This is a genomic window from Desulfosporosinus shakirovi (genome assembly GCF_020595055.1).
Classification (GTDB): Bacteria; Bacillota; Desulfitobacteriia; order Desulfitobacteriales; family Desulfitobacteriaceae; genus Desulfosporosinus; species Desulfosporosinus shakirovi.
Genome location: NZ_JAJDOO010000001.1, coordinates 146,483 through 165,026, shown reverse-complemented (window position 1 = coordinate 165,026; position 18,544 = coordinate 146,483). Strand labels below are relative to the sequence as shown.

The window sequence follows — 18,544 nt, the reverse complement described above, 5'->3', positions numbered from 1 at the left end:
ATAGAATGGAATTATGATATTATTTAAAAAATGAAAACTTTTCGAAAAGCGGGGTGTAGCATCATGCCAGAAAAAGTCGTTCAGGCGCGATCCCTTGAAGACATAAAAAAAGAATGGGCACTTAAACTAAATATTTTACCGGAAGATATCACGCTTGAAGTGATAGATAAACCCAGTTTCTTTTCTCGTCAGTGGAAAGTTCGCCTAATTTGGGAGGAAGTTCAAGTACCAGTATTAGGGCCGAGTCAAATAATTTGGGATGGTACGAAGTATAATATTGTTCTTGGTGAAGGGGTTAAACAGTTTACCCCATATTGGGAGGCCGGAGAAGTTTGGTTTAATGGGGTTCTTCAAGAAAAGCCATTTCGTGTGAGCTTTGGGGATCAAGTGGAATTCCATCCATTGGCCCAACCAGGGGTGTTGACTTGGGAAATGGATGTCCGTTTTCAGGGATTGTCTGTTGTGGCGAAAGTTAAACATGAATTGCCGGGACATTATATCCTTGTTGAAAATCTCCCTCCTGCGGAGGAGATTAATTTGGTTCAGTTTCTTACCTGGGAAAGCCTGCCGGCTCAGGGTGAGATCTGGGATGAGGCCAGGTTAAATGCAGACTTGGAGCAATTGAAAGTTGTTCATGGACGGCGTCTCAGAGTTTGGGAGGAGATTTTAGCGGTCAAAGGCGTGCAAGAGGTTGTTGTTGCTGAAGCGACCCTTCCGATTCCGCCCGAACACGCAAGATTAGAGGACTTTGTAGGTGAGCCTGTAGCGCATTCCGGTCAAGAGAGTAAAAAGATTGATTTTTTTGCTTCGAAGGTAAAATTGGTTGAGGAGGGTGCTGTTCTCGCACGCAAAATTCCCAGCAGCCCTGGGATACCAGGCCAAGATGTATTAGGGAAGTTGCTTCCTGCGGCCATAGCCAAGGATTTTCAATTCCGTCTGAAAAAGAATGTCTGTCTTTCCTCCAATGAACTTGAAGTGGTGGCTAAATGTGCGGGACAACCTGTACGTATTGATGAGAAAACGTACTCGGTTGAACATGTCTATATAATGAATAAGGATGTCGATCTGGCCACTGGAAGTATTGAATTCCCTGGAGATGTGTTCGTGAATGGGAATGTTCAAGATGGGCTCCGTGTTTTTGCCGGGGGAAAAATAGAAATTAGAGGATCTGTTTCCCATGCTGAAATACGAGCTGAAAAAGGGGCTGTGATTCATCAGAATCTTTTAGGTGGAAAGATCGTAATTGGTGAAAAATTCGTAGTGCGCTCAGAACTTCTTCGCCTTGTCTCAGAATTGCAAAATCGACTAAGCGCTTGCTTACAGCGAACGGCAGAGTTGATTAAGTCGCCAGGGGCTGTTAATCTGAAACAAGGACAGTGTCTCAAGTTAGTGATGGAAAAACAATTTTCGGAACTTCCCAAATTATCAAATCGCCTGGAAAAATTTGTGACAGATAATAAGGGTGACGAAGTGATCACAGAAGGACTTAGTGTTTCTATTAGAACAGCGAAACGTTTTTTGACAGGATTAGGGCCGTTAGAAGCTCAATCTATACCAATTTTACTGCGATTGAATCAGGCTTTTGAACAATTTACTCAAAATTTAACCATAGAGATTTCAGATAAGCTCAGTTTTGTTGTTAGTTATGTACAAGGGGCAACCATTGAGTGCGGGGGATCGTTTGAGTGTCAGAAAGGAACCTACAATTCGGACATTCGTGTAGAAGGGGATGTTACGATTGAGGGTGTTTGTCGAGGGGGCAAAATCTTTGCGGGAGGCAAGGTCCAAATCCGCGAACTTGGGGGGTCAGAGGTTAGTTCAACCTTAGTTCAAATTAGTCCCGAAAGCCATCTTTACGTAAAGTATTGCCATTCGAATGTCGTAATCGCGGTGGGTAAAGAAATTATCCAAATTGAAGAGCCCTACCGAAACTTAGAGATCTATCGCGAAAATGGCAAGGTTCAAATTGAAAAGATAAGGGCTAATCCAATCCCCAATTGAGCATCAGAACCTGTCGCTTTGACAGGTTTTTTTTGACAATGTTTTGAATTATCGTTACACTTAAGGTGTGCTTATTTCAATAGGATCAGCAATCGATTTTAGGAAACAAAGAAGTGTAATGAGTTAAAAATTAAACTGGCAACTATTTGTAGCGGAAGGAATCGAAGAGGCATGAAAATAATGATTGAATTAGAAGAGGCTTTGGAGTTGGTCCTCGCTCGCATCCGGCCGGTGGAAACAGAGTATATTTCCCTTGCAGATGCTAATCGGCATGTGTCAGCTCAGGATGTTATATCACAAATTGCTATGCCTCCGTTTGCTCGCTCGCCATTGGATGGGTATGCATATCTAGCCACTGAGGTTGACCCTCGACCGCTTCAGCTTAACGTTGTAAGTGAAATTCCAGCGGGAACTTTTGCTGAGCGAGTTATTACCAGGGGTGAGGCTGCCAAGATATTTACCGGTGCACCGATTCCACCTGGTGCTAACTGTGTTGTTCGTATGGAAGACACTGAGTTGATGGGCGATAAAGTGACGGTTTCTCGTCCGGTGTTGCCAGATTCGAATATCGTACATAAAGGGGAAGAAATCCAAGAGGGGGACATTCTTCTAAAACGAGGGTTTTACTTGACTCCGCCCGCTATTGGGTTGTTGGCTGCGGTTGGCACAAATCAAGTCAAGGTATACCGGCGCCCGCGGGTTGGGTTACTCTCTACGGGTTCGGAACTGATGGATGTAGGGCAACCATTGTATCCAGGCAAGATCTATAACAGTAACAGCTACACTTTGCGTGGAATGCTTCAGGAGGCCGGGTGCGAGGTCCTCGTCATTCCCATTGTTTACGACCAAATAGAGGACACGCTTGATGCTTTAGAAAAAGTTGCGGAGGCTGATGTGATCATATCTACAGGTGGGGCCTCTGTTGGAGATTATGATATTATGCGCCATGCTCTTGCTCAGTTTGGATGTGATATGCTGTTTTGGAAATTGAATTTAAAACCAGGGACACCGGTTTCTGTTGGACAAAAAGGAAAGCAGCTATTTTTCTCACTATCAGGAAATCCCGCAGCAGCGATGGTAACGTTTGAACTCTTGGTTCGTCCGGCGCTTCGCAAATTTGCAGGACGTTCCACCCCCGAAGAAGCGGAATTCCAAGTTAAAATGGCTGGTTGCTTTGATAAGCCGGGGAAACAACGACGCTTCCTGCGGGCTCAGGCGGTATTTAAAGAGGGAGTAATATGGGCGGACCTGGCTCCTGCTCAGGGATCGGGAATCCTTCGCTCTATGATTGGCAGCCATTTACTAGTGGATGTACCGGCAAATCATGGACCCGTTGAGGTCGGCGAACTCTTAATGGCACGCTGGATTGCAGACTGGGAGAGCTAAGATGGATGCAAAAGAGGAATGTTCACAAATTCCTGTTATTTCAATTGTAGGCGGTAAGTCTAATTCAGGGAAAACTACACTCTTAGAAAAGCTTATTCGTGAAGCTAAACGCCGCGGCTGGAGGGTAGCGACCTTAAAACATGATGTCCACGGGTTCGAGATGGATCAACCAGGCAAAGATACCTGGCGCCATGACCGTGCTGGGGCGGATGTTGTGGCAATCAGCTCTCCCAAAAGGATTGCCGTCTTAGAACGCGTCTCAGACGATCAGCCCCTTGATGAGGTTCTGGCCCGAATTCAGGGAGTCGATGTGATTTTCACTGAAGGATATAAGCATGCTGACAAGCCAAAGATTGAAGTTTATCGCTCAGCTGTTCATCAGCAGCTCTATTCTAAACTTGAGGAACTTATTGCCATAGCCAGTGATGTTGAGTTTGATAACGGGATACCCTGCTTTGGATTAGAAGATGTTCAAGGGATTTGTAATTTAATCGAGAGTAAATTTGGTGTTAAGGGAAGCGCTGGGTAAATTTATCCGCTTTTCTGGAAGGTCATGGTCAGGTTATCTGGGATACAGGCTGCCGCCATTGCTTAAACGCTTTGGTGAGCAGCTATTTTTAAGGGAGCACTTTTTTTAGGAACCTGGTTGACCAGGGCAATAAAGGAAAGGCCAATAGGGAGGACAAAAGATTAAAGATGGTATGAGCATTAGCAACCTGACGCGAGAGGCTTCCTCCCATGATGGTGAGTCCATAGGCCATTGGTTCAACGAAAGGTAAGAATAGCAGTACTCCAAACACGTTAAGTAAGACATGGAACAATGCCACCCGCTGGGCGGCTCGCGAGGAGGCTAGAGCTGCAAAAACAGCGGTAAAACAGGTGCCAATGTTAGCGCCAAAGATGAAGGCGAGAGCTGTAGGAAGGGTGATCCATCCGTCAGCCGTGAGCAACATAACAATCCCCGTTGTGGCGTTGGAGGAATGTAGCAGGGCGGATACTGCTGTTCCGGCAATTACCCCTTGGAGATGGTTATCACCCAGCTGTTTGAGGAAATTCTGAATCATAGGCAAGTCGACGAGTGGGGCCATCCCCACTTGGAGTAAGCCTAATGCGAAGAAGAGAACGCCTAAGCCAAAAACTGACTGGGAAAGAAACCGCCAATGAGACGGAATAAAAAGGAAGCCCAGAGAGCCAAAAACCATGATGTAAGGGGTTATCTGGTCTAAGGGAAAAGCAAGGAGTTGTGTCGTTAAAGTAGTGCCGATATTACTGCCTAAAATCAGCGCGAAAGCGTTGCCAAAAGGGAGGAGTCCGGCATCAACGAAAGATACAGCCATGACGGTTAAGGCAGTACTTGATTGAAGAAGAGCAGTGGAGATTGATCCGCTCCAAAAACCACGCCAGGGAGTTGCGGTCATCCACAGAAGTGCTTGGTGGAGGCGATGTCCGGCAAATGATTGAAGGCCTTGCCGCAGGATTTTCATCCCCCAGAGAAGCAGGCAAAGGCCCAAGGCTAGGATAACAATATACAGTGGTGTCCCCTCCTTTTCATCTCGTCCCTTTCTGTTTGCGTTCTCTCCTAAATATATTGAGCAAGAAAAGTGTCAAGAACTTACTTAGCCAAATCCTTTTAGCTCGAAAACTTTCCGACAAAGCAAAAAAGCACTATTTTACTAGTGCCCCTGGGAGAAAATTCGTCTGAGTGAACTCGTTCAGTTAAGTGGGAGTCTCTTAATTGATAAGAATATTGTTTATAAAGTGAAAGCGATACTGGAGATGGTTGCATAAGTTACCTAAGAGGTGATTATATGCGAGTTCGTCAAGGAAATGTTCGTGATTGGCCTTTTATTTATTCTCTCGGGAAAATTGGGATTCCAGAGAGTATTTCCCCATGGCGCAAGCAGCCAATGGCGGTAACGCTTAAGTACAGAGAAGAATTTCTCAGAGGGTTTTGGACCTGGATTGAGCAGTCTGAATCTAAAGCGTTTATTGTCGAGGAATCGGAACAGGATGAGGATACTAATGCACGACCGATCGGATATTTGGTTCTGCATGGTTCTTCACGGGAAGAGTTAACTGGGATCACTCAGGGGTGGATTATGGATATTGTGGTCCTTCCGGAGTGGAGGGGCAAAGGGGCTGGCAAAGTGTTGCTTAAGGCTGCGGAAGACTATTGTCGGGAACATGAAATTCCATACCTAGGCCTTGCGGTTAGCAGTCATAATTTGAAAGCAATTCGACTTTACGAGAAATTCGGCTTTGCAGAGGAACGCAAACTATTAGTTAAAAATGTAGAATAATAAAAAAAGCTTGCGACGGATTTACTGTCGCAAGTGAAGTAAAGAGAGGAGTGGGGATAAAAAATAAAAAGTGAGACTATTAAAATCATGTCCTGAGGCTTTAGTATTTATACTAGCCTCGGGATATATTTTTTCCCAAGGATTCCTTAGGGGTTGACCCGATTTCGAGTTTCGAAGTTCGAAGTGAGTGGGTTCGACGCCAAGCGGTACAATTAGAAGGGAGAAAATGGCTATTTTTATGGGTAGTTAAAGTTAGCTTCTGTTTAGAAAGTTTTAAAGTCCTTTGAAGAGTTTCCCTTTCTTCTCTCCGTGGTATAATATCCATAGTGAGTAGTAAAGCTGGTTATTAAGCATAATTGTACCAAATGTTTAATATAGGAGGGTTATTTTTGGAGCAAAAAGAAATCAAGGTGTTGGTTCAATCCGTGTTGGAAGAGACAAAGGGAATAGAAGGCTACTTTATAGTGCGTGCTCAATCCCGTCGAGAATGGAGTATGCGCTTAAGTAATGGGCGGTTTGAAAGGGTATCAACAGGGGAAGACAGTGGGTTTGGAGTCCAAGCTTTTACGGAAAAAGGGGCATCAGGCTTTGCCACTTCGGATGTTTTCGAAGAAGGGGTTGGCCGCAAACTCGTGGAAAAAGCGATTCAATTGGCACGCAGAAATGAAGAAATCGGGTCGAAGAGAAATCGGCAGATTTGGGAAGCTCCTCAGGTTCAGGAGGAGGTAGAGAATTCCGTTCAAAAAGGATTTGAGGAAATTCCTTTAGCTGAGCTTGAAGAGATGGTGATGAAGCTACATGTTCGTTTGCGGAGCTCTTTCCCTGAGGGAGTGTGGCAATCGAGTTATCGCCAGGTCGAAGAGACGTGGTGTATCGGAAGGTCGGATGGGACGTTGGTGTCTTTTGTCATTCCGCGAGCAGTGCTGATGCATCAAGGGACGGTGCGAAATCAGGGCAAGGCTCAGAGTACGTTGATTCACCGCAGCGGAGTGGATGCGACTCTGCTTATTAAGGAACTTGAAGATCATGTACTGGAGAAAAAGGCGATGGATCGGGCTGAATTTGCAATGGCAGTCTGTGGTGCACCCCAGTTGCCCAACGGCCATTATCCGCTGATTATTGATTATGGGTTAGCAAAAGGGCTGGCGCACGAGGCATTTGGACATGCCGTAGAATCTGATCATATGAACGAATCTGTACTTGGTGAAGCAGGAAAACTGAGGCAGGGACTGCGTGTAGCAAGGCCGGGCGTCAATATTATCGATGGTCCGCTCGTTGGGGACTGGGCGAATCAACCTTATTCGGCCAATGGCCTTCCCAGACAGACTGTGACAATAGTGCGAGATGGAGTGTTAGAAGCCGGACTGGGGGATATCTTTTCGGCAGTAGAAGCAGGAATGCCGATAACAGGAGCTGGGCGTGCGGAGAGTTACGGGCATATTCCATTGCCTCGTATGAGCAATATCCGTTTGCAAGTTGACCCCATGCTTCCATTGACACCTGCTGAGCATCTGATGGATGAAGTGAAAGCTGTCAGGGAAACCCTCCTGGAGCACGGCGAGCTGAGTGAAGGGGAAAAGAATTTACTTCTCTTGGGATATCGCGGCGGTCAAGTGAATCCCAAAACAGGGGATTTCGTCTTCCAATGTGACGGGATTATTGATGTTGCTAACCCTGATCTGCCGATTTACCAGCCTTCAATTTTTAGTGGGAAAATTCTTTCTGCTTTAGAGGCAATCCGTGGCGGGTTAGGTGAAGGGTGTTACGATGCAATAGGAACTTGCGGAAAGGGTGGGCAATCCGTGGCATCAAGCGGTGGAAGTCATCGATACCTGCTCATGGATGCGGATCAACAAGTGAGTTTAGGAGGTGAACAGGTATGAAACTTATAGCGCAGTTAGAGGATCTGCTCTACCAATCCCAGCAGTCGCCGAAGAAGGAGGAGCTCAGGCTCTCAGCTTGGCGGATTGTGGTTCATGAATCAGAAGTAGTAGCCTTAGGAATAAAAGATAATTCACCGGGCAGTGTTTATACTCCGCCAAGTTATCGTCAAGGGGAGAGCGGGGATGTTTTTTTGGTGTGGGCGGATGGGACATGCAGTCAGGCTATGGTCCAACTTCCGTTTTCAAGCAGTCCGGAGTATTGGACTAAACAATTAGAACAATGGAGACAGGCCTCCTATGAAGATCCGGATGCTGTACATATACCATTTCCGGAATCCTTACCCCTTGTTGCGGTTGAGGACAGAGCTATTAAAAAGATCATTTCCGGAGATGACAAGCTTTTATTTGATCAAGTAAATCATTGGCTGAGTGATAAACCTTCACAAGCTAAAATGCAGGGAAGTATTCAGGCGGCCTGGGGTTATCGGCATGTTCGTACTTCAACTGGGCTGGCTGTTACCTATCAGCAGTCTCAATTTATGTCTTGGTTTTCCTTTGATAGTTTGATTGGGGGCGGGTTTGCTAAGCGCCGACTAATTCAACCGAAAGAACAGGAGGAGTTATGGGCTCAGACGGTGAATCAATACGAATGGATGCAGAAGGAAGCAACTCCTGTTGGACCTAAGACTCAAGTTATTCTTGCACCTTCTATGACGGAAGACATGCTCAGGCAGTTTGTGCTTCCAAGTTTTTCCGGAGATCGAGTGATTGAGGGGCAAGGGGCTTTTTCGAAAGAGAGTTTTCTAGATCACACACAAGTATTTCACGAACAATTCTCTTTAATAATTGACCCGCTCCGTCCGTTGGAATTGGGGTCTTATCTGGTTACGCCTGAGGGGGTCCCAGCAAATCAAACAGTATTGGTGCAGGATGGCCAATTACGGACTCCCTTTCTGAAAGTTAAAGATGCCGTGCGATGGGGCACTAAACCAACGGCTGTTCCGCAAGGAACGGGGGGACTGTACCTTAAGCACCAGGCTGAGGTTCCTTGGGTTGAAGCTTTGCAGGGGATTGACGATGGAGTTCTTGTCTTGTCTGTGCTGGGGTTACATACGCAGGACTCGGTTTCTGGCTCGTATTCTCTTAGTGCACCTCACAGCTTAAGAATATTAAAGGGTCAAATCGCAGGAAAGACTGATGTGAAATTATCGGGTAACTTCTTCGCTGATTTGGCTGCACCAAACACAAAGACGGCATTGTCTGACCTCGATACGCATCCATATCTAATCATAAGGACCGGAGTACAAACTCTTTAGAGATAGGGGAGGAACCGTTTAGAGATGTTGGATTTACATGTTCACCTTCTCGGGCATAACGATCGGGAGGCTAACCGAGAAAATATTCGGGCCTTTTTGGATGAAGCGACCCGATGGGGGTTAAAAGAAATCGGGTTTGCGGATCATGACTATTATTGGGATCAAATGAACTTTCCCTTAATTCTGGAAGTTGCCAAAGATTATCCCAATTTAGCTGTGCGAATTGGATTTGAGGCGGAATATCGCCCTCATGAAGAAGAAAGAATCAAGAACCTGATAAATCAGTTTCCCTTCGATTTTGTGATAGGGTCGGTCCATGAGTTTGACGGCTGGATCTTTGATATTCCGGAAGAAGCACACATGCATCGCAAGAAAGATGTAGATGACTTTTATGCCAGGTATTTTGAAGTAGTGACACTGGCCGCTAAAAGTGGGTTGTTTACAACGATCGGACACCTAGACCTTATTAAAGTATTCGGAGCCCGGCCTGGAAAGGATATCTTAACTCTAGCGGATGAGGCGTTAACGGCGGTTGCTGAACAGGGTTTAGTTCTGGAAGTTAATACTAACGGCCGATATAAACCAGTTCAAGAATTTTATCCGGAAAGACGTTTAATCGAGGAGATTCAGCGGCGAGGAATTGGGTTCACCTTAGGGTCAGATGCCCATTGTGCGGAAAATGTGGGACGGGATCTGGATGAAGCGAGTCTGTTGTTACGTCAGATTGGTGTTCAATCGGTCGTTGGATTTGCCAAATTCGATAAAGTAAGTTATTCGCTGGATTAGGGGTGACACACTTTGTCAGATGTGCTTGATGAGAAATGCTCATCGAAGAAAAGCCGACTTTGTGCAGAGGCGTTGGACCCTGTTAAAACGATTACGCTAAAACTTGGGATGACTTGGATAGACTTCACACTTCGGTGAAACACTAAATAAGTACATATGTGTTGAGTCGGTTGTGAAGGAGATAAGAAAATGCCTTGGATAGAAATTGCGCTTTCTCCCCGTTCAGAATGGAATGAAGACGGCCTAAAGGATTGGGCCTTAGCCCTGGGCACCTTTCTGACCGAAAAAGGAACTGGGTTAAATCCACAAATTCAAATGTTGCCTGGTTATAATGTCGTTCAATTGGGGGATGCGGGAATTGGAGATCTTACTTTAAGCAGCGCTGAAAGGCTTGTTATTTTAGATGGTCTGTCCTTAAAGGGAAATGTAGAGTGTGATTTTGCTCGTTTTGTCGTTCGTTTCGCCTTACAAATGGGAGCTTTGGGCGTATGTGTTTCTAATGCCAGTCTCTCAGAAAAGAGCTTTTGGCAGAAACTTGGCGGGGTTATCCAGCCGGACCCGGTGCCTTTAGAGGGGCCGATTAGTCCCGATAAAGTAGGGATAAGGCAGCTCTCTAAGTTCAGTTTATCAGTGACCTATGAAAGTGAGCCTGTGCTGTGTTTAGAACCGATAACCTGCAATGCTCACCCGCCCGGACCTATAAGCCTCGCCCAACGTCGTTTGGAAAAAATGTATGGCGGATGTCCACTCGGGTTTGCCAGTCGAGCGGCTGTGCACAGTCCCTGGATTATTTCCCGAGAACAATGGACAGATTTATTGTCGTTTAGCCGGTTACAGGCTTTTGATTTGTTGGAACATATTGTGAATAAGGCTCAGGATGTTTGACTTTCTAGATTTTAGTCAGAAAGTATAAGTTTTATTTATACTTGCCAAGTTTCTTGTATTTGTCTCTTCCAATAAAATTCTATATAATGAGATATTAAGAATTAATACATAGATAGGTACGGACAGAGGAGAGGGAAGGGATATGGCTACTACTGATTTGGCCCACGAGTTAGCTCGTACACTTAAGGAGTCTGATCAATTCAAGCAGTTCCTTAAATCAAAGGAAAAGGTTATGAGTGATGCTAATAATCACAAGATGGTTCGCGAATTTCAATTGAAACAATGGGAGATCCGCGAAGCTCAAATGTTAGAGCAAGAGGTTAGCGAGGAAAAGCAGCAAGAATTAGAACGATTATACAGTTTGGTAAGCATAAACCCGACTGCCAGGGAGTATTTGGAAGCTGAATTCGAAGTATCTTGCATGGTTAATGATATCCAAAAGATTATTGGCGAGGCTATTCAAGATGCAATGCCGATAGGTTTTGAGGAAATTAATCCCTGAACAGAGGAGATCTTGAAGTTGCTCTATAGCAAGGACTTCCTTTACGTTAGGATGGCGTAATGGTAACGCGGGAAGTCAGAATTGGAGCACCTTAGGCATCCAAGCCCTTTGTAGTATGCTAATTAAAAGAGGTGCGAATGAGTTGAAAATCGGAATGGTTTGTTACCCGAGCTATGGTGGGAGTGGTGTGGTCGCAACCGAGCTAGGGTATGCACTGGGCGAACGAGGACATGAAGTCCATTTTATTTCCTCGGCTCGACCTTTTCGTTTACGTCGGTTTCATGAGAAACTTTTTTATCATGAAGTAACGGATGTGAGCTATCCAGTATTTAAATATCCTCCCTACACACTATTACTTGCTAATAAAATCGTTGAAGTAGCTAATTATGTAGGGTTAGATTTGATTCATGCCCATTATGCAATTCCACATAGTATTAGCGCATATTTGGCCAAACAAATGATGATAAAGCCAATTCCTCTGGTGACAACTCTTCATGGTACAGATGTCACATTGGTGGGGGCTTTTGAAGAATTTAAGCTCTTAACTTGTTTGGCGTTGCGGGTTAGCGACCGTATTACAGCTGTATCCCATGCGCTGGCAAAAGACACAGCTGTTGCTTTTGGTTCACTGGAACAAAGCATTGAGGTTATTCCGAATTTTATCGATCCTAAGATGTATTTACCTAAGGGGAGACTGATGTCAAAATGCAAGGACCATTTTGCCCCTTTAGGAGAAAAGATATTAACACATATTTCGAATTTCCGAGAAGTTAAAAGGGTTGTAGATGTCGTTAATATTTTTGCTTTGGTGGAAAAAATAGTTCCCAGTCGCCTTTTACTCGTCGGAGATGGGCCAGAGATGGCTAGAGTTGAACGGGAGGTCGTTAAATTAGGGCTTGAGAAAAAGGTTCTGTTTCTTGGTAAACAGGAAAATGTTCAGGATATTTTACAGATGGCCGATGTTTTTCTACTCCCTTCTGCACAAGAAAGCTTTGGTCTTGTTGCGCTTGAGGCGATGGCTTGCGGAGTTCCGGTAGTAGCCAGTCGGGTTGGAGGATTGCCTGAAGTTGTGCGGCATGGAGAAACAGGCTATCTGGCAGAGGTAGGAGATATCCAAGGGATGAGCGAGGCGGTTCTTAAACTGTTGACCGATCAATTACGCTATAAGGCTTTTTCTGAACAAGCTACAACCTGGGCCAGAGAATCATTTCCAATTGAACGGGCCGTAGAAAGCTATGAATCAGTATACCAAAACGTAGTTCGTGGTTCGTAGTTCGTAGTCCGATACTGGAAATCTCGTATTACAGTTTGCAGTTTTATTATCGTAGTTATGTACTGGAGTAGGAGCATGCGCCCTAGGGCGAAGTGTCTACTGGACTTTAGTACTGGACACTATCGTCAAGAGAGGCTTTCGTATCTTAAGCCTCAATGTTCAGCTGTTGCTGAAGGAGTCACTTATTGATTTCGTGCTGTGGTTCAAGCTAGAGTCGCGAACCACGAACTACGAATATCGAACTACGATTAGGAGGGATTAGATGCAAAATCGGAAGACGCTGGATCAGTTTGAGAACGAGTTAGAAGCCATCGGTTACATTACCGAACGGAATGATCGAATCGCGCTTACAGCCTACTTAGCGACTGAGTTAGGCAAACCCCTTTTGATTTCTGGACCGGCTGGGGTGGGTAAGACAGAAATTGCCAAAGTGTTAAGCCAAGTATTAGATGCTCCTCTGATTCGCTTGCAATGTTATGAAGGGCTGGATGAGACGAAAGCACTTTACGAATGGAATTATCAACGTCAACTCTTAAAAATCCAGATGGGCCGTGAGCATCTTCAAGAGGCAGACCTCTTTTCTACAAACTATCTGCTTCCTCGCCCGTTGCTGCAGGCACTTTTAAGTGAGAAAAGGAGCGTCCTTCTGATCGATGAAATTGATAAGACGGATTCTGAGTTTGAAGCATTTCTCTTTGAGCTTTTAGGAGAGTTCCAAGTGACAATACCTGAGATGGGAACAATTAGGGCTAAAGAACGCCCAATGGTGGTCTTAACCTCAAATGGAGAAAGGGAGCTCTCGGATGGATTGAAGCGCCGCTGTATTTTTTTGTTTGTAGAGCCGCCTTCGGTCAACAAGGAAGTTCGCATTCTTAGAGCTAAAGTTCCGGATTTGCCGGAACGATTAGCGTTAGAAGTGGCTCGAGCTGTCAATGTTCTTCGGGAACGCCTCTCTCTAAATAAAATCCCTTCTGTCTCGGAGACAATGGACTGGGCAAAAGCCTTGCTCGTAATGGGTAAGACTGGTCTCGATCCGGCCTGGGTCGATGCCACATTAACCTTGTTGCTTAAGAGTCAGGATGATGTAGAGCTATTCTATCGTGAGATGGGAGCAGAACGCCTCCTTTTTGAGTCGAGTAAAATGGCACAAGGAGAAAGGCATGTGCATGGACATCAACAACGATAGAAAAGTCAGTGAATTAGATCGTCATTTAGTGGAATTTGCGCAGTTGTTAAGAACCGTGGGACTTAAAATTAGTCCTTCTGAGATTTCTGATGCAACGGAAGGGTTAGCCCTTATCGGTTTAGTGGATCGAGATAAAGTTGAGGCCATTCTGCAAGCGACACTTGTTAAGAACGCTCAGCATACTTCTGCTTTCCAAGAAGCCTTTCGAGCTTACTTTGCTACTTTGAAGCAAAAAGAGGCCTGGCAGAAGGAGGCAACCCAACAAACAAACCAATGGAACCAACAGATCGAGAGTACTTATCAAGATCTGCGCTTTCAGGACAATGAATTGGATATTAGTGAGGAACAGCGGGCAGTTTATGCCAGCTTGCCTGAAAAGGATAAACAACGCTTGCGCGATTTTTTGGAGAAATCGTCTAATGGGACACGGAGCGGGGTTTCGGTGGATTATTCTTATCAGCCTATGGTGGAACGGGTTCTCAGGGGCTCCTTGGAGTATTGGCGCAAGAAATTAGACGAAGAAGGGCCAATTCTTTCCCCAGGTTCGACGAACGGGGTTCTTTCTGAGGTGGAACGCGCATTGCGTGACCGTGAAGTTGAGGTTCTCAGCAGGGATTTGAAGAAGATTTCTCCTGAAGAATGGCCGGAAGTTATCCGTTTAATCCGTCGTCTCAGTCAACGTCTCGCCAGTCAAGTTACTCGTCGATATAGGGCGGCCCGGCAACGAGGCGGCTTAGATATGCGCTCTACTTTGCGAAAAAATCTGCGCTATGGCGGAGTGCTTGTTGAAAGAAGCTATCGATGCCGCCGCAAAGGAAGGCCCAGAATTGTGTTGCTGTGTGACATATCAGGATCTATGCTCAAATATACAGAGTTTATCTGGCAATTCGTTTATGGACTATCGACTGTTGTAAGTGGAATAAAAACATTCGCTTTTGGAGAATCGTTGATTCCTTTGAGCGGAAAGTTCAGAAAGGGTCAGACATTTGAAGCGATGGTTAAGGAAGCGCTCTCTGTATCAGGAAAAGAGTGGGGGGGCGGGACTAATCTGGCTAATGCCTTAGAAACTATGCTCAAGAAGTATCCTGATACGTTTACAAAGCAAACCTTGTTGCTTATCGTCAGTGATGCACAGACCCTTGAAGGTGAAAAGGCAGCGGCCTTACTGAGCGGGGTTCGCAGACATGTTCGAGAGGTGCTGTGGCTAAATACTCTTCCTGAACGCCGCTGGTCGGAAACTCCTTTTGTAAACTCGTTTCTTCCTTTCTGTCAAATGTATGAGTGTTTCACCCTCGGCCATTTAACCCAGATTTTAAACAAGCAATTCTAGATAAATTGCTTGTTTATTTTTCGGTTAAAAGGAGCATACTATAATTAAAGTATTTGTACAGAAACACACAAAGGTGTGAGGGGGTAAATTTATGTTGGAAAAATGTCGTGCTTGTGGTTTTGAACATGAAGATTTAGGACATATTCTTTTCCGTAGAAATCATGTAAGTAATCGAGTATTGCCTTATTGTTCTCATTGTTTGCGCAGGCTTTATCAAGTGCCTTACAGACCGGGACGTGATCTTTAACCCAAGAATAATTTGTTGTGTAATGGAAGATGCTAATAATTTTTTAGCTTGCCTTTTTTCCGCAGCTTTGGTATATTGATTTTGAAGTTCGGAGAAGAGGGGATGTTTTGCAATGGCATACGTTATTAACTCAGAATGCATTAGTTGTGGTGCGTGCGAAGGGGAATGTACAGTATCTGCAATCAGTGAAGGTGACGGTCAATACGTTATTGATGCAGAGCTTTGTATCGACTGCGGTTCATGTGCTACTGTCTGTCCAGTTGAAGCACCAAATCCTGCTTAATATTTACCTGAATCTTATTTTGAGCGGTATCCAGAAAAAGGAGAGTTATTACTCTCCTTTTTTTCAATTACTGCCCTTTTGGTCGTTGGAATGTGTAAGCTTATCGTCGGATTATTTGAAAACCTAGCCTGAAAAAGCTACTAATTAAGAAAAACTATTAAGAACTTCTCTAAACAGCAATTCTTTGGTTGACAAATTTATTATATTGACTTAAAATCTAATTAAAAGTGATTTTAAAATACCTAAGGGAGAGGATACGGACATGAACGCAATTGGAATTCTCAAACAGTTAAAAGATAAAGGTGTCCGTTTTACACCGCAGAGACAAGCAATTTTAGAATTTTTGCTTGAAACTCATTCCCATCCCACGGCTGATGAAATTTATCATCACGTAAAGGCAAAATTTCCAGGGGTTAGCTTGGGGACGATTTATAATACGCTAAACATGCTAAAAGAACATGGACATCTTTTGGAGTTGTCTTATGGAGATATGGCCAGTCGTTTTGATGGCAACCCCAATAACCATTATCATATCGTTTGTTCAAAGTGTGGTAAGGTAGCAGATTTTCATGGACCTCTAATCAATATGGAAAAAGAAGTTATGGAGAAATCCGGTTTTCTTATTTTGGGACATCGTATGGAGTTTTATGGGGTTTGTCCGGACTGCCGCAAGGATGAGCAACTTAATTAAGGTGCAGACTATGCAAAAACTCGTTTGGTAAACGTGGTCCTTCGTGAGGGCTGGTTAACCAAATGAGTTTTTTTATTGTTTGCAAGGGTTTTAGTAATCTTTCACGAATATCTTATTTATCAACGTTATTAATTGAACAAATGTTAGAAGGGGCCGTTTTATGTTTAATCGTCGCTTCATGTTTTTTATTGTCTTATGGTTACTAACATTAGGAACTTTGTGGTGGAGCTGGCAAGGTTTTACAGGAGAGTCTCTTTATGCTGAGCAAAGCGGTATAAGTTCTGAACGTTTTACTCAGAATTTAAATGGGAATTGGAGTCGGTTTTCGTCATTGCGTCAGGCCTGGACAACGGAATCCGAACGTTCCCAAGGAATAACTAATCAATCCCTTTTAACTAAAGGAAGCTCTCTGGACCTTCCCTCAAGTGCGAGATTTTCGGTCGTAACTAAACGGCTTCAAATCCCGGGGGAGTGGAGTTCGCGGATAATGTTGCTTACTTTTAATGGAGTACAGGGGCATGCGAATGTTTACTTAAATGGAATCTCTAGCAGTCAGAAAATTGGAGAATTCGAAGGAAGTGGAGGCGCGAACGAATTAGAGATCTTCCCTAAGGCATTTCGTTATGGAGAAGATAATATTCTCTTAGTAGAGCTCACGGGAAGTGCCGAACAGCGCGCTACGTTATTTGGTTCCTCCTGGCCAAAATCTGGGCATATTAAGGGCGATATTCGTTTAGATGCGGTAGTAGAAACGACAATAGCTCCCCCGCAAGTAAGCGTTAACTGGTTAGAGAATGCCGCACAAATAACTGTATCTACGGATTTGTTGCATCGAGGGTTTGCTCAGGAAGGACCTTGGACGGTTTACGGTGTGATCTCAGATGGTTCTGCAGGTTTAGCTGAGCAGACGCTAATAGTAGATCCCCAGGAAAGCGCTGATCGCCAACCTGTGACATTAACCTTCACATTGCCGGATGCCCGGCGTTGGACGATGGAAGATCCTTTTCTCTATCAACTTCATCTAACGGTCACGAACAATAAAGGAGACCTTGACGATTTGTCATTGCCCTTGGGTCTCCGTACGGTTTCTCTTGAATCTGGAAATTGGATATTGAATAATCAAACTATCCTGATCTCAGGAGAGGCGTTGACTCCTCAAGAGGAATATCGTCTTCGTAACTCCGGGGAGTTGGAGTCGTGGTTAATATCGGAACGGCAAAAAGGAAAAAACCTTATCTATTTTATTGGGCAACTTCCAGACGAGATTTGGTTGAAAACTGCGGATCGCGTAGGGATAGGGGTTTGGGCCGAATTGCCTGTCGAGTTGGTCCCGTCTAAGAGACTTCCACAGCCGGATGTTTTTGGGGAAGTAATCAAAGAGAAAACGTTTCATCCATCTCTTTGGGCCTGGACGGTAGGGAAAGGTTTAGATTCTGGCGAATTGGCCCAAGCATATTTTCAACAAGCCGAAAAAGAAGTTCAACCCAATTTGGCCTTTGCGCTAAAACTAATCCCTAACCTTCGCACAGGACTGTCAGAGGAACAATCGATTTTTATTGAAGGTCCTATGATTAAAGGAGTATGGGGAGAAGTAAATGTTGGAACTCCTTCTAGCGCAGGTGTCGGTTGGGCTAAGGAACAAATTCTCGCCGGAACTTGGGCTATTCTAATGGTTTTTCTAGCCTGGATGAATATTCGGTCGGTAACTTGGCGCTACAAGGAGATAGGAGACAAAAAGCCTAAACGCCGTTTGCGCAATGCATGGCTATGGAATGGATTGTTTGTGATTGCCCGTGTATGTATGGTGGCAGGGCTATTAACTTCAGGACTATTTCGGATTCCGATTCACGTTAATCCTTGGATTTCGCATTTGTGGCCCGGAATTCAATTGTTGCAAGCACAATCCCCTTGGCTGATATGGGTGATGTTTGCGGAGTTAATTATTTTCATTCGACTGCTCCAGATTGGAGTAGTTATCCCTCATTTACCGAATACCCCACATGAAGTTGGTCTTATTTATTGGTTGGAAAGGCGTTACCGTTGGTCCGTATTTATCGCAGTTGGGTGGGCTTTGATGCCTTGGGGGATTCCATATTATGTACCGATTCTTGGATACATCCTTCTTGTCTGTCTATTTATGCCGATTCGTATTCATGATATCCACCGGATTGGAGGGCATTATCGGCCGTTCTTATGGGTGCCGGGAATTATTGCTGCTTCCTTATTCGTGTGTGCTCTCTTTTACGTTGCAGATTGGTTCTTTCTTTGGAATATGTTAAGACCCCTGACGGAATCAATAATCCAACAATTACAGGCGTTATGGTAAAATAATCTATACCTATACTAATCTTTGCCTCCCGCTTCTTTGTGGAGGGGGGCTTCTAAGACATCAGGCACTGAATCTCGATCAAAGCTTAAAATGAACAAGTTAACTTTGTGTCTCGTACTATAATGGGAGCAGCAGAGTCAATTTAT

General features: G+C 44.6%; 18 protein-coding genes. 17 read left to right on the top strand and 1 reads right to left on the bottom strand.

The features are described from left to right. Positions 1 to 63 precede the first annotated feature (63 nt). The 3 genes from LJE72_RS00825 to mobB all read left to right on the top strand — a co-directional run bounded on the left by LJE72_RS00825 (position 64) and on the right by mobB (position 3,916). Positions 64 to 2,001, top strand: a complete 1,938-nt coding sequence (locus LJE72_RS00825) for a DUF342 domain-containing protein (protein WP_229245386.1) — start codon at positions 64 to 66, stop codon at positions 1,999 to 2,001. Positions 2,002 to 2,172: 171 nt separating this feature from the next. Further along, complete coding sequence (locus LJE72_RS00820) at positions 2,173 to 3,387, top strand: molybdopterin molybdotransferase MoeA (RefSeq protein WP_229245385.1); 1,215 nt, start codon at positions 2,173 to 2,175, stop codon at positions 3,385 to 3,387. A gap of 1 nt (position 3,388) precedes the next feature. Next, the gene (gene mobB, locus LJE72_RS00815; RefSeq protein WP_229245384.1) at positions 3,389 to 3,916 is read left to right on the top strand and encodes a molybdopterin-guanine dinucleotide biosynthesis protein B; all 528 of its coding nucleotides are present in this window, start codon (positions 3,389 to 3,391) and stop codon (positions 3,914 to 3,916) included. Positions 3,917 to 4,004: 88 nt separating this feature from the next. Here the strand turns inward: mobB and LJE72_RS00810 are convergent, their stop codons facing one another. Beyond that, a complete protein-coding gene (locus tag LJE72_RS00810; protein WP_282437815.1) occupies positions 4,005 to 4,919 on the bottom strand; it encodes a Na/Pi cotransporter family protein in 915 nt (304 codons plus the stop codon). A 276-nt stretch (positions 4,920 to 5,195) separates the two neighbouring features. Here LJE72_RS00810 and LJE72_RS00805 point away from each other — a divergent pair, with 276 nt between their 5' ends. From LJE72_RS00805 to LJE72_RS00745, 14 genes are all read left to right on the top strand, one after another. Beyond that, a complete protein-coding gene (locus LJE72_RS00805) occupies positions 5,196 to 5,687 on the top strand; it encodes a GNAT family N-acetyltransferase (RefSeq protein ID WP_229245382.1) in 492 nt (163 codons plus the stop codon). A gap of 389 nt (positions 5,688 to 6,076) precedes the next feature. After that, a complete protein-coding gene (locus tag LJE72_RS00800) occupies positions 6,077 to 7,570 on the top strand; it encodes a TldD/PmbA family protein (RefSeq protein WP_229245381.1) in 1,494 nt (497 codons plus the stop codon). Beyond that, entirely contained in the window at positions 7,567 to 8,886 is a 1,320-nt protein-coding gene (locus LJE72_RS00795) for a metallopeptidase TldD-related protein (RefSeq protein WP_229245380.1), read from the top strand. The genes LJE72_RS00800 and LJE72_RS00795 overlap by 4 nt, the downstream gene beginning before the upstream one ends. A gap of 24 nt (positions 8,887 to 8,910) precedes the next feature. Then, complete coding sequence (locus tag LJE72_RS00790) at positions 8,911 to 9,672, top strand: histidinol-phosphatase HisJ family protein (protein ID WP_229245379.1); 762 nt, start codon at positions 8,911 to 8,913, stop codon at positions 9,670 to 9,672. Between the two features lie 12 nt (positions 9,673 to 9,684). Continuing rightward, a complete protein-coding gene (locus LJE72_RS26115; RefSeq protein WP_282437806.1) occupies positions 9,685 to 9,810 on the top strand; it encodes a hypothetical protein in 126 nt (41 codons plus the stop codon). A 51-nt stretch (positions 9,811 to 9,861) separates the two neighbouring features. Beyond that, on the top strand, positions 9,862 to 10,557 hold the full coding sequence (locus LJE72_RS00785; RefSeq protein ID WP_229245378.1) for a hypothetical protein: 696 nt from the start codon (positions 9,862 to 9,864) through the stop codon (positions 10,555 to 10,557). A gap of 142 nt (positions 10,558 to 10,699) precedes the next feature. Next, positions 10,700 to 11,059 (top strand): YlbF family regulator, encoded by a 360-nt coding sequence (locus LJE72_RS00780; protein WP_073028356.1) that lies wholly within the window; start codon positions 10,700 to 10,702, stop codon positions 11,057 to 11,059. 142 nt (positions 11,060 to 11,201) lie between these two features. Next, complete coding sequence (gene bshA, locus LJE72_RS00775; RefSeq protein ID WP_229245377.1) at positions 11,202 to 12,332, top strand: N-acetyl-alpha-D-glucosaminyl L-malate synthase BshA; 1,131 nt, start codon at positions 11,202 to 11,204, stop codon at positions 12,330 to 12,332. A gap of 262 nt (positions 12,333 to 12,594) precedes the next feature. Beyond that, on the top strand, positions 12,595 to 13,518 hold the full coding sequence (locus tag LJE72_RS00770) for an AAA family ATPase (protein ID WP_229245376.1): 924 nt from the start codon (positions 12,595 to 12,597) through the stop codon (positions 13,516 to 13,518). Next, on the top strand, positions 13,493 to 14,848 hold the full coding sequence (locus tag LJE72_RS00765; RefSeq protein ID WP_396389993.1) for a VWA domain-containing protein: 1,356 nt from the start codon (positions 13,493 to 13,495) through the stop codon (positions 14,846 to 14,848). The genes LJE72_RS00770 and LJE72_RS00765 overlap by 26 nt, the downstream gene beginning before the upstream one ends. Positions 14,849 to 14,939: 91 nt before the next feature. Next, a complete protein-coding gene (locus tag LJE72_RS00760; RefSeq protein WP_200797867.1) occupies positions 14,940 to 15,095 on the top strand; it encodes a hypothetical protein in 156 nt (51 codons plus the stop codon). 112 nt (positions 15,096 to 15,207) lie between these two features. Continuing rightward, positions 15,208 to 15,378, top strand: coding sequence for a DUF362 domain-containing protein (locus LJE72_RS00755; RefSeq protein WP_073028352.1), 171 nt, complete (start codon positions 15,208 to 15,210; stop codon positions 15,376 to 15,378). A 262-nt stretch (positions 15,379 to 15,640) separates the two neighbouring features. After that, on the top strand, positions 15,641 to 16,069 hold the full coding sequence (locus LJE72_RS00750; RefSeq protein WP_229245374.1) for a Fur family transcriptional regulator: 429 nt from the start codon (positions 15,641 to 15,643) through the stop codon (positions 16,067 to 16,069). A gap of 160 nt (positions 16,070 to 16,229) precedes the next feature. Further along, complete coding sequence (locus tag LJE72_RS00745) at positions 16,230 to 18,395, top strand: glycoside hydrolase family 2 protein (RefSeq protein WP_229245373.1); 2,166 nt, start codon at positions 16,230 to 16,232, stop codon at positions 18,393 to 18,395. The last annotated feature ends 149 nt before the right edge of the window (positions 18,396 to 18,544 follow it).

Coding starts and splice junctions, on each gene's coding strand:
- LJE72_RS00790 (WP_229245379.1), top strand. CDS start 8,911: ATGTTGGATTTACATGTTCACCTTCTCGGGCATAACGATCGGGAGGCT.
- LJE72_RS00750 (WP_229245374.1), top strand. CDS start 15,641: ATGAACGCAATTGGAATTCTCAAACAGTTAAAAGATAAAGGTGTCCGT.
- LJE72_RS00785 (WP_229245378.1), top strand. CDS start 9,862: ATGCCTTGGATAGAAATTGCGCTTTCTCCCCGTTCAGAATGGAATGAA.
- LJE72_RS00755 (WP_073028352.1), top strand. CDS start 15,208: ATGGCATACGTTATTAACTCAGAATGCATTAGTTGTGGTGCGTGCGAA.
- LJE72_RS00805 (WP_229245382.1), top strand. CDS start 5,196: ATGCGAGTTCGTCAAGGAAATGTTCGTGATTGGCCTTTTATTTATTCT.
- LJE72_RS00745 (WP_229245373.1), top strand. CDS start 16,230: ATGTTTAATCGTCGCTTCATGTTTTTTATTGTCTTATGGTTACTAACA.
- LJE72_RS00765 (WP_396389993.1), top strand. CDS start 13,493: ATGTGCATGGACATCAACAACGATAGAAAAGTCAGTGAATTAGATCGT.
- LJE72_RS00820 (WP_229245385.1), top strand. CDS start 2,173: ATGAAAATAATGATTGAATTAGAAGAGGCTTTGGAGTTGGTCCTCGCT.
- LJE72_RS00780 (WP_073028356.1), top strand. CDS start 10,700: ATGGCTACTACTGATTTGGCCCACGAGTTAGCTCGTACACTTAAGGAG.
- LJE72_RS00770 (WP_229245376.1), top strand. CDS start 12,595: ATGCAAAATCGGAAGACGCTGGATCAGTTTGAGAACGAGTTAGAAGCC.
- LJE72_RS00760 (WP_200797867.1), top strand. CDS start 14,940: ATGTTGGAAAAATGTCGTGCTTGTGGTTTTGAACATGAAGATTTAGGA.
- LJE72_RS00795 (WP_229245380.1), top strand. CDS start 7,567: ATGAAACTTATAGCGCAGTTAGAGGATCTGCTCTACCAATCCCAGCAG.
- mobB (WP_229245384.1), top strand. CDS start 3,389: ATGGATGCAAAAGAGGAATGTTCACAAATTCCTGTTATTTCAATTGTA.
- LJE72_RS00825 (WP_229245386.1), top strand. CDS start 64: ATGCCAGAAAAAGTCGTTCAGGCGCGATCCCTTGAAGACATAAAAAAA.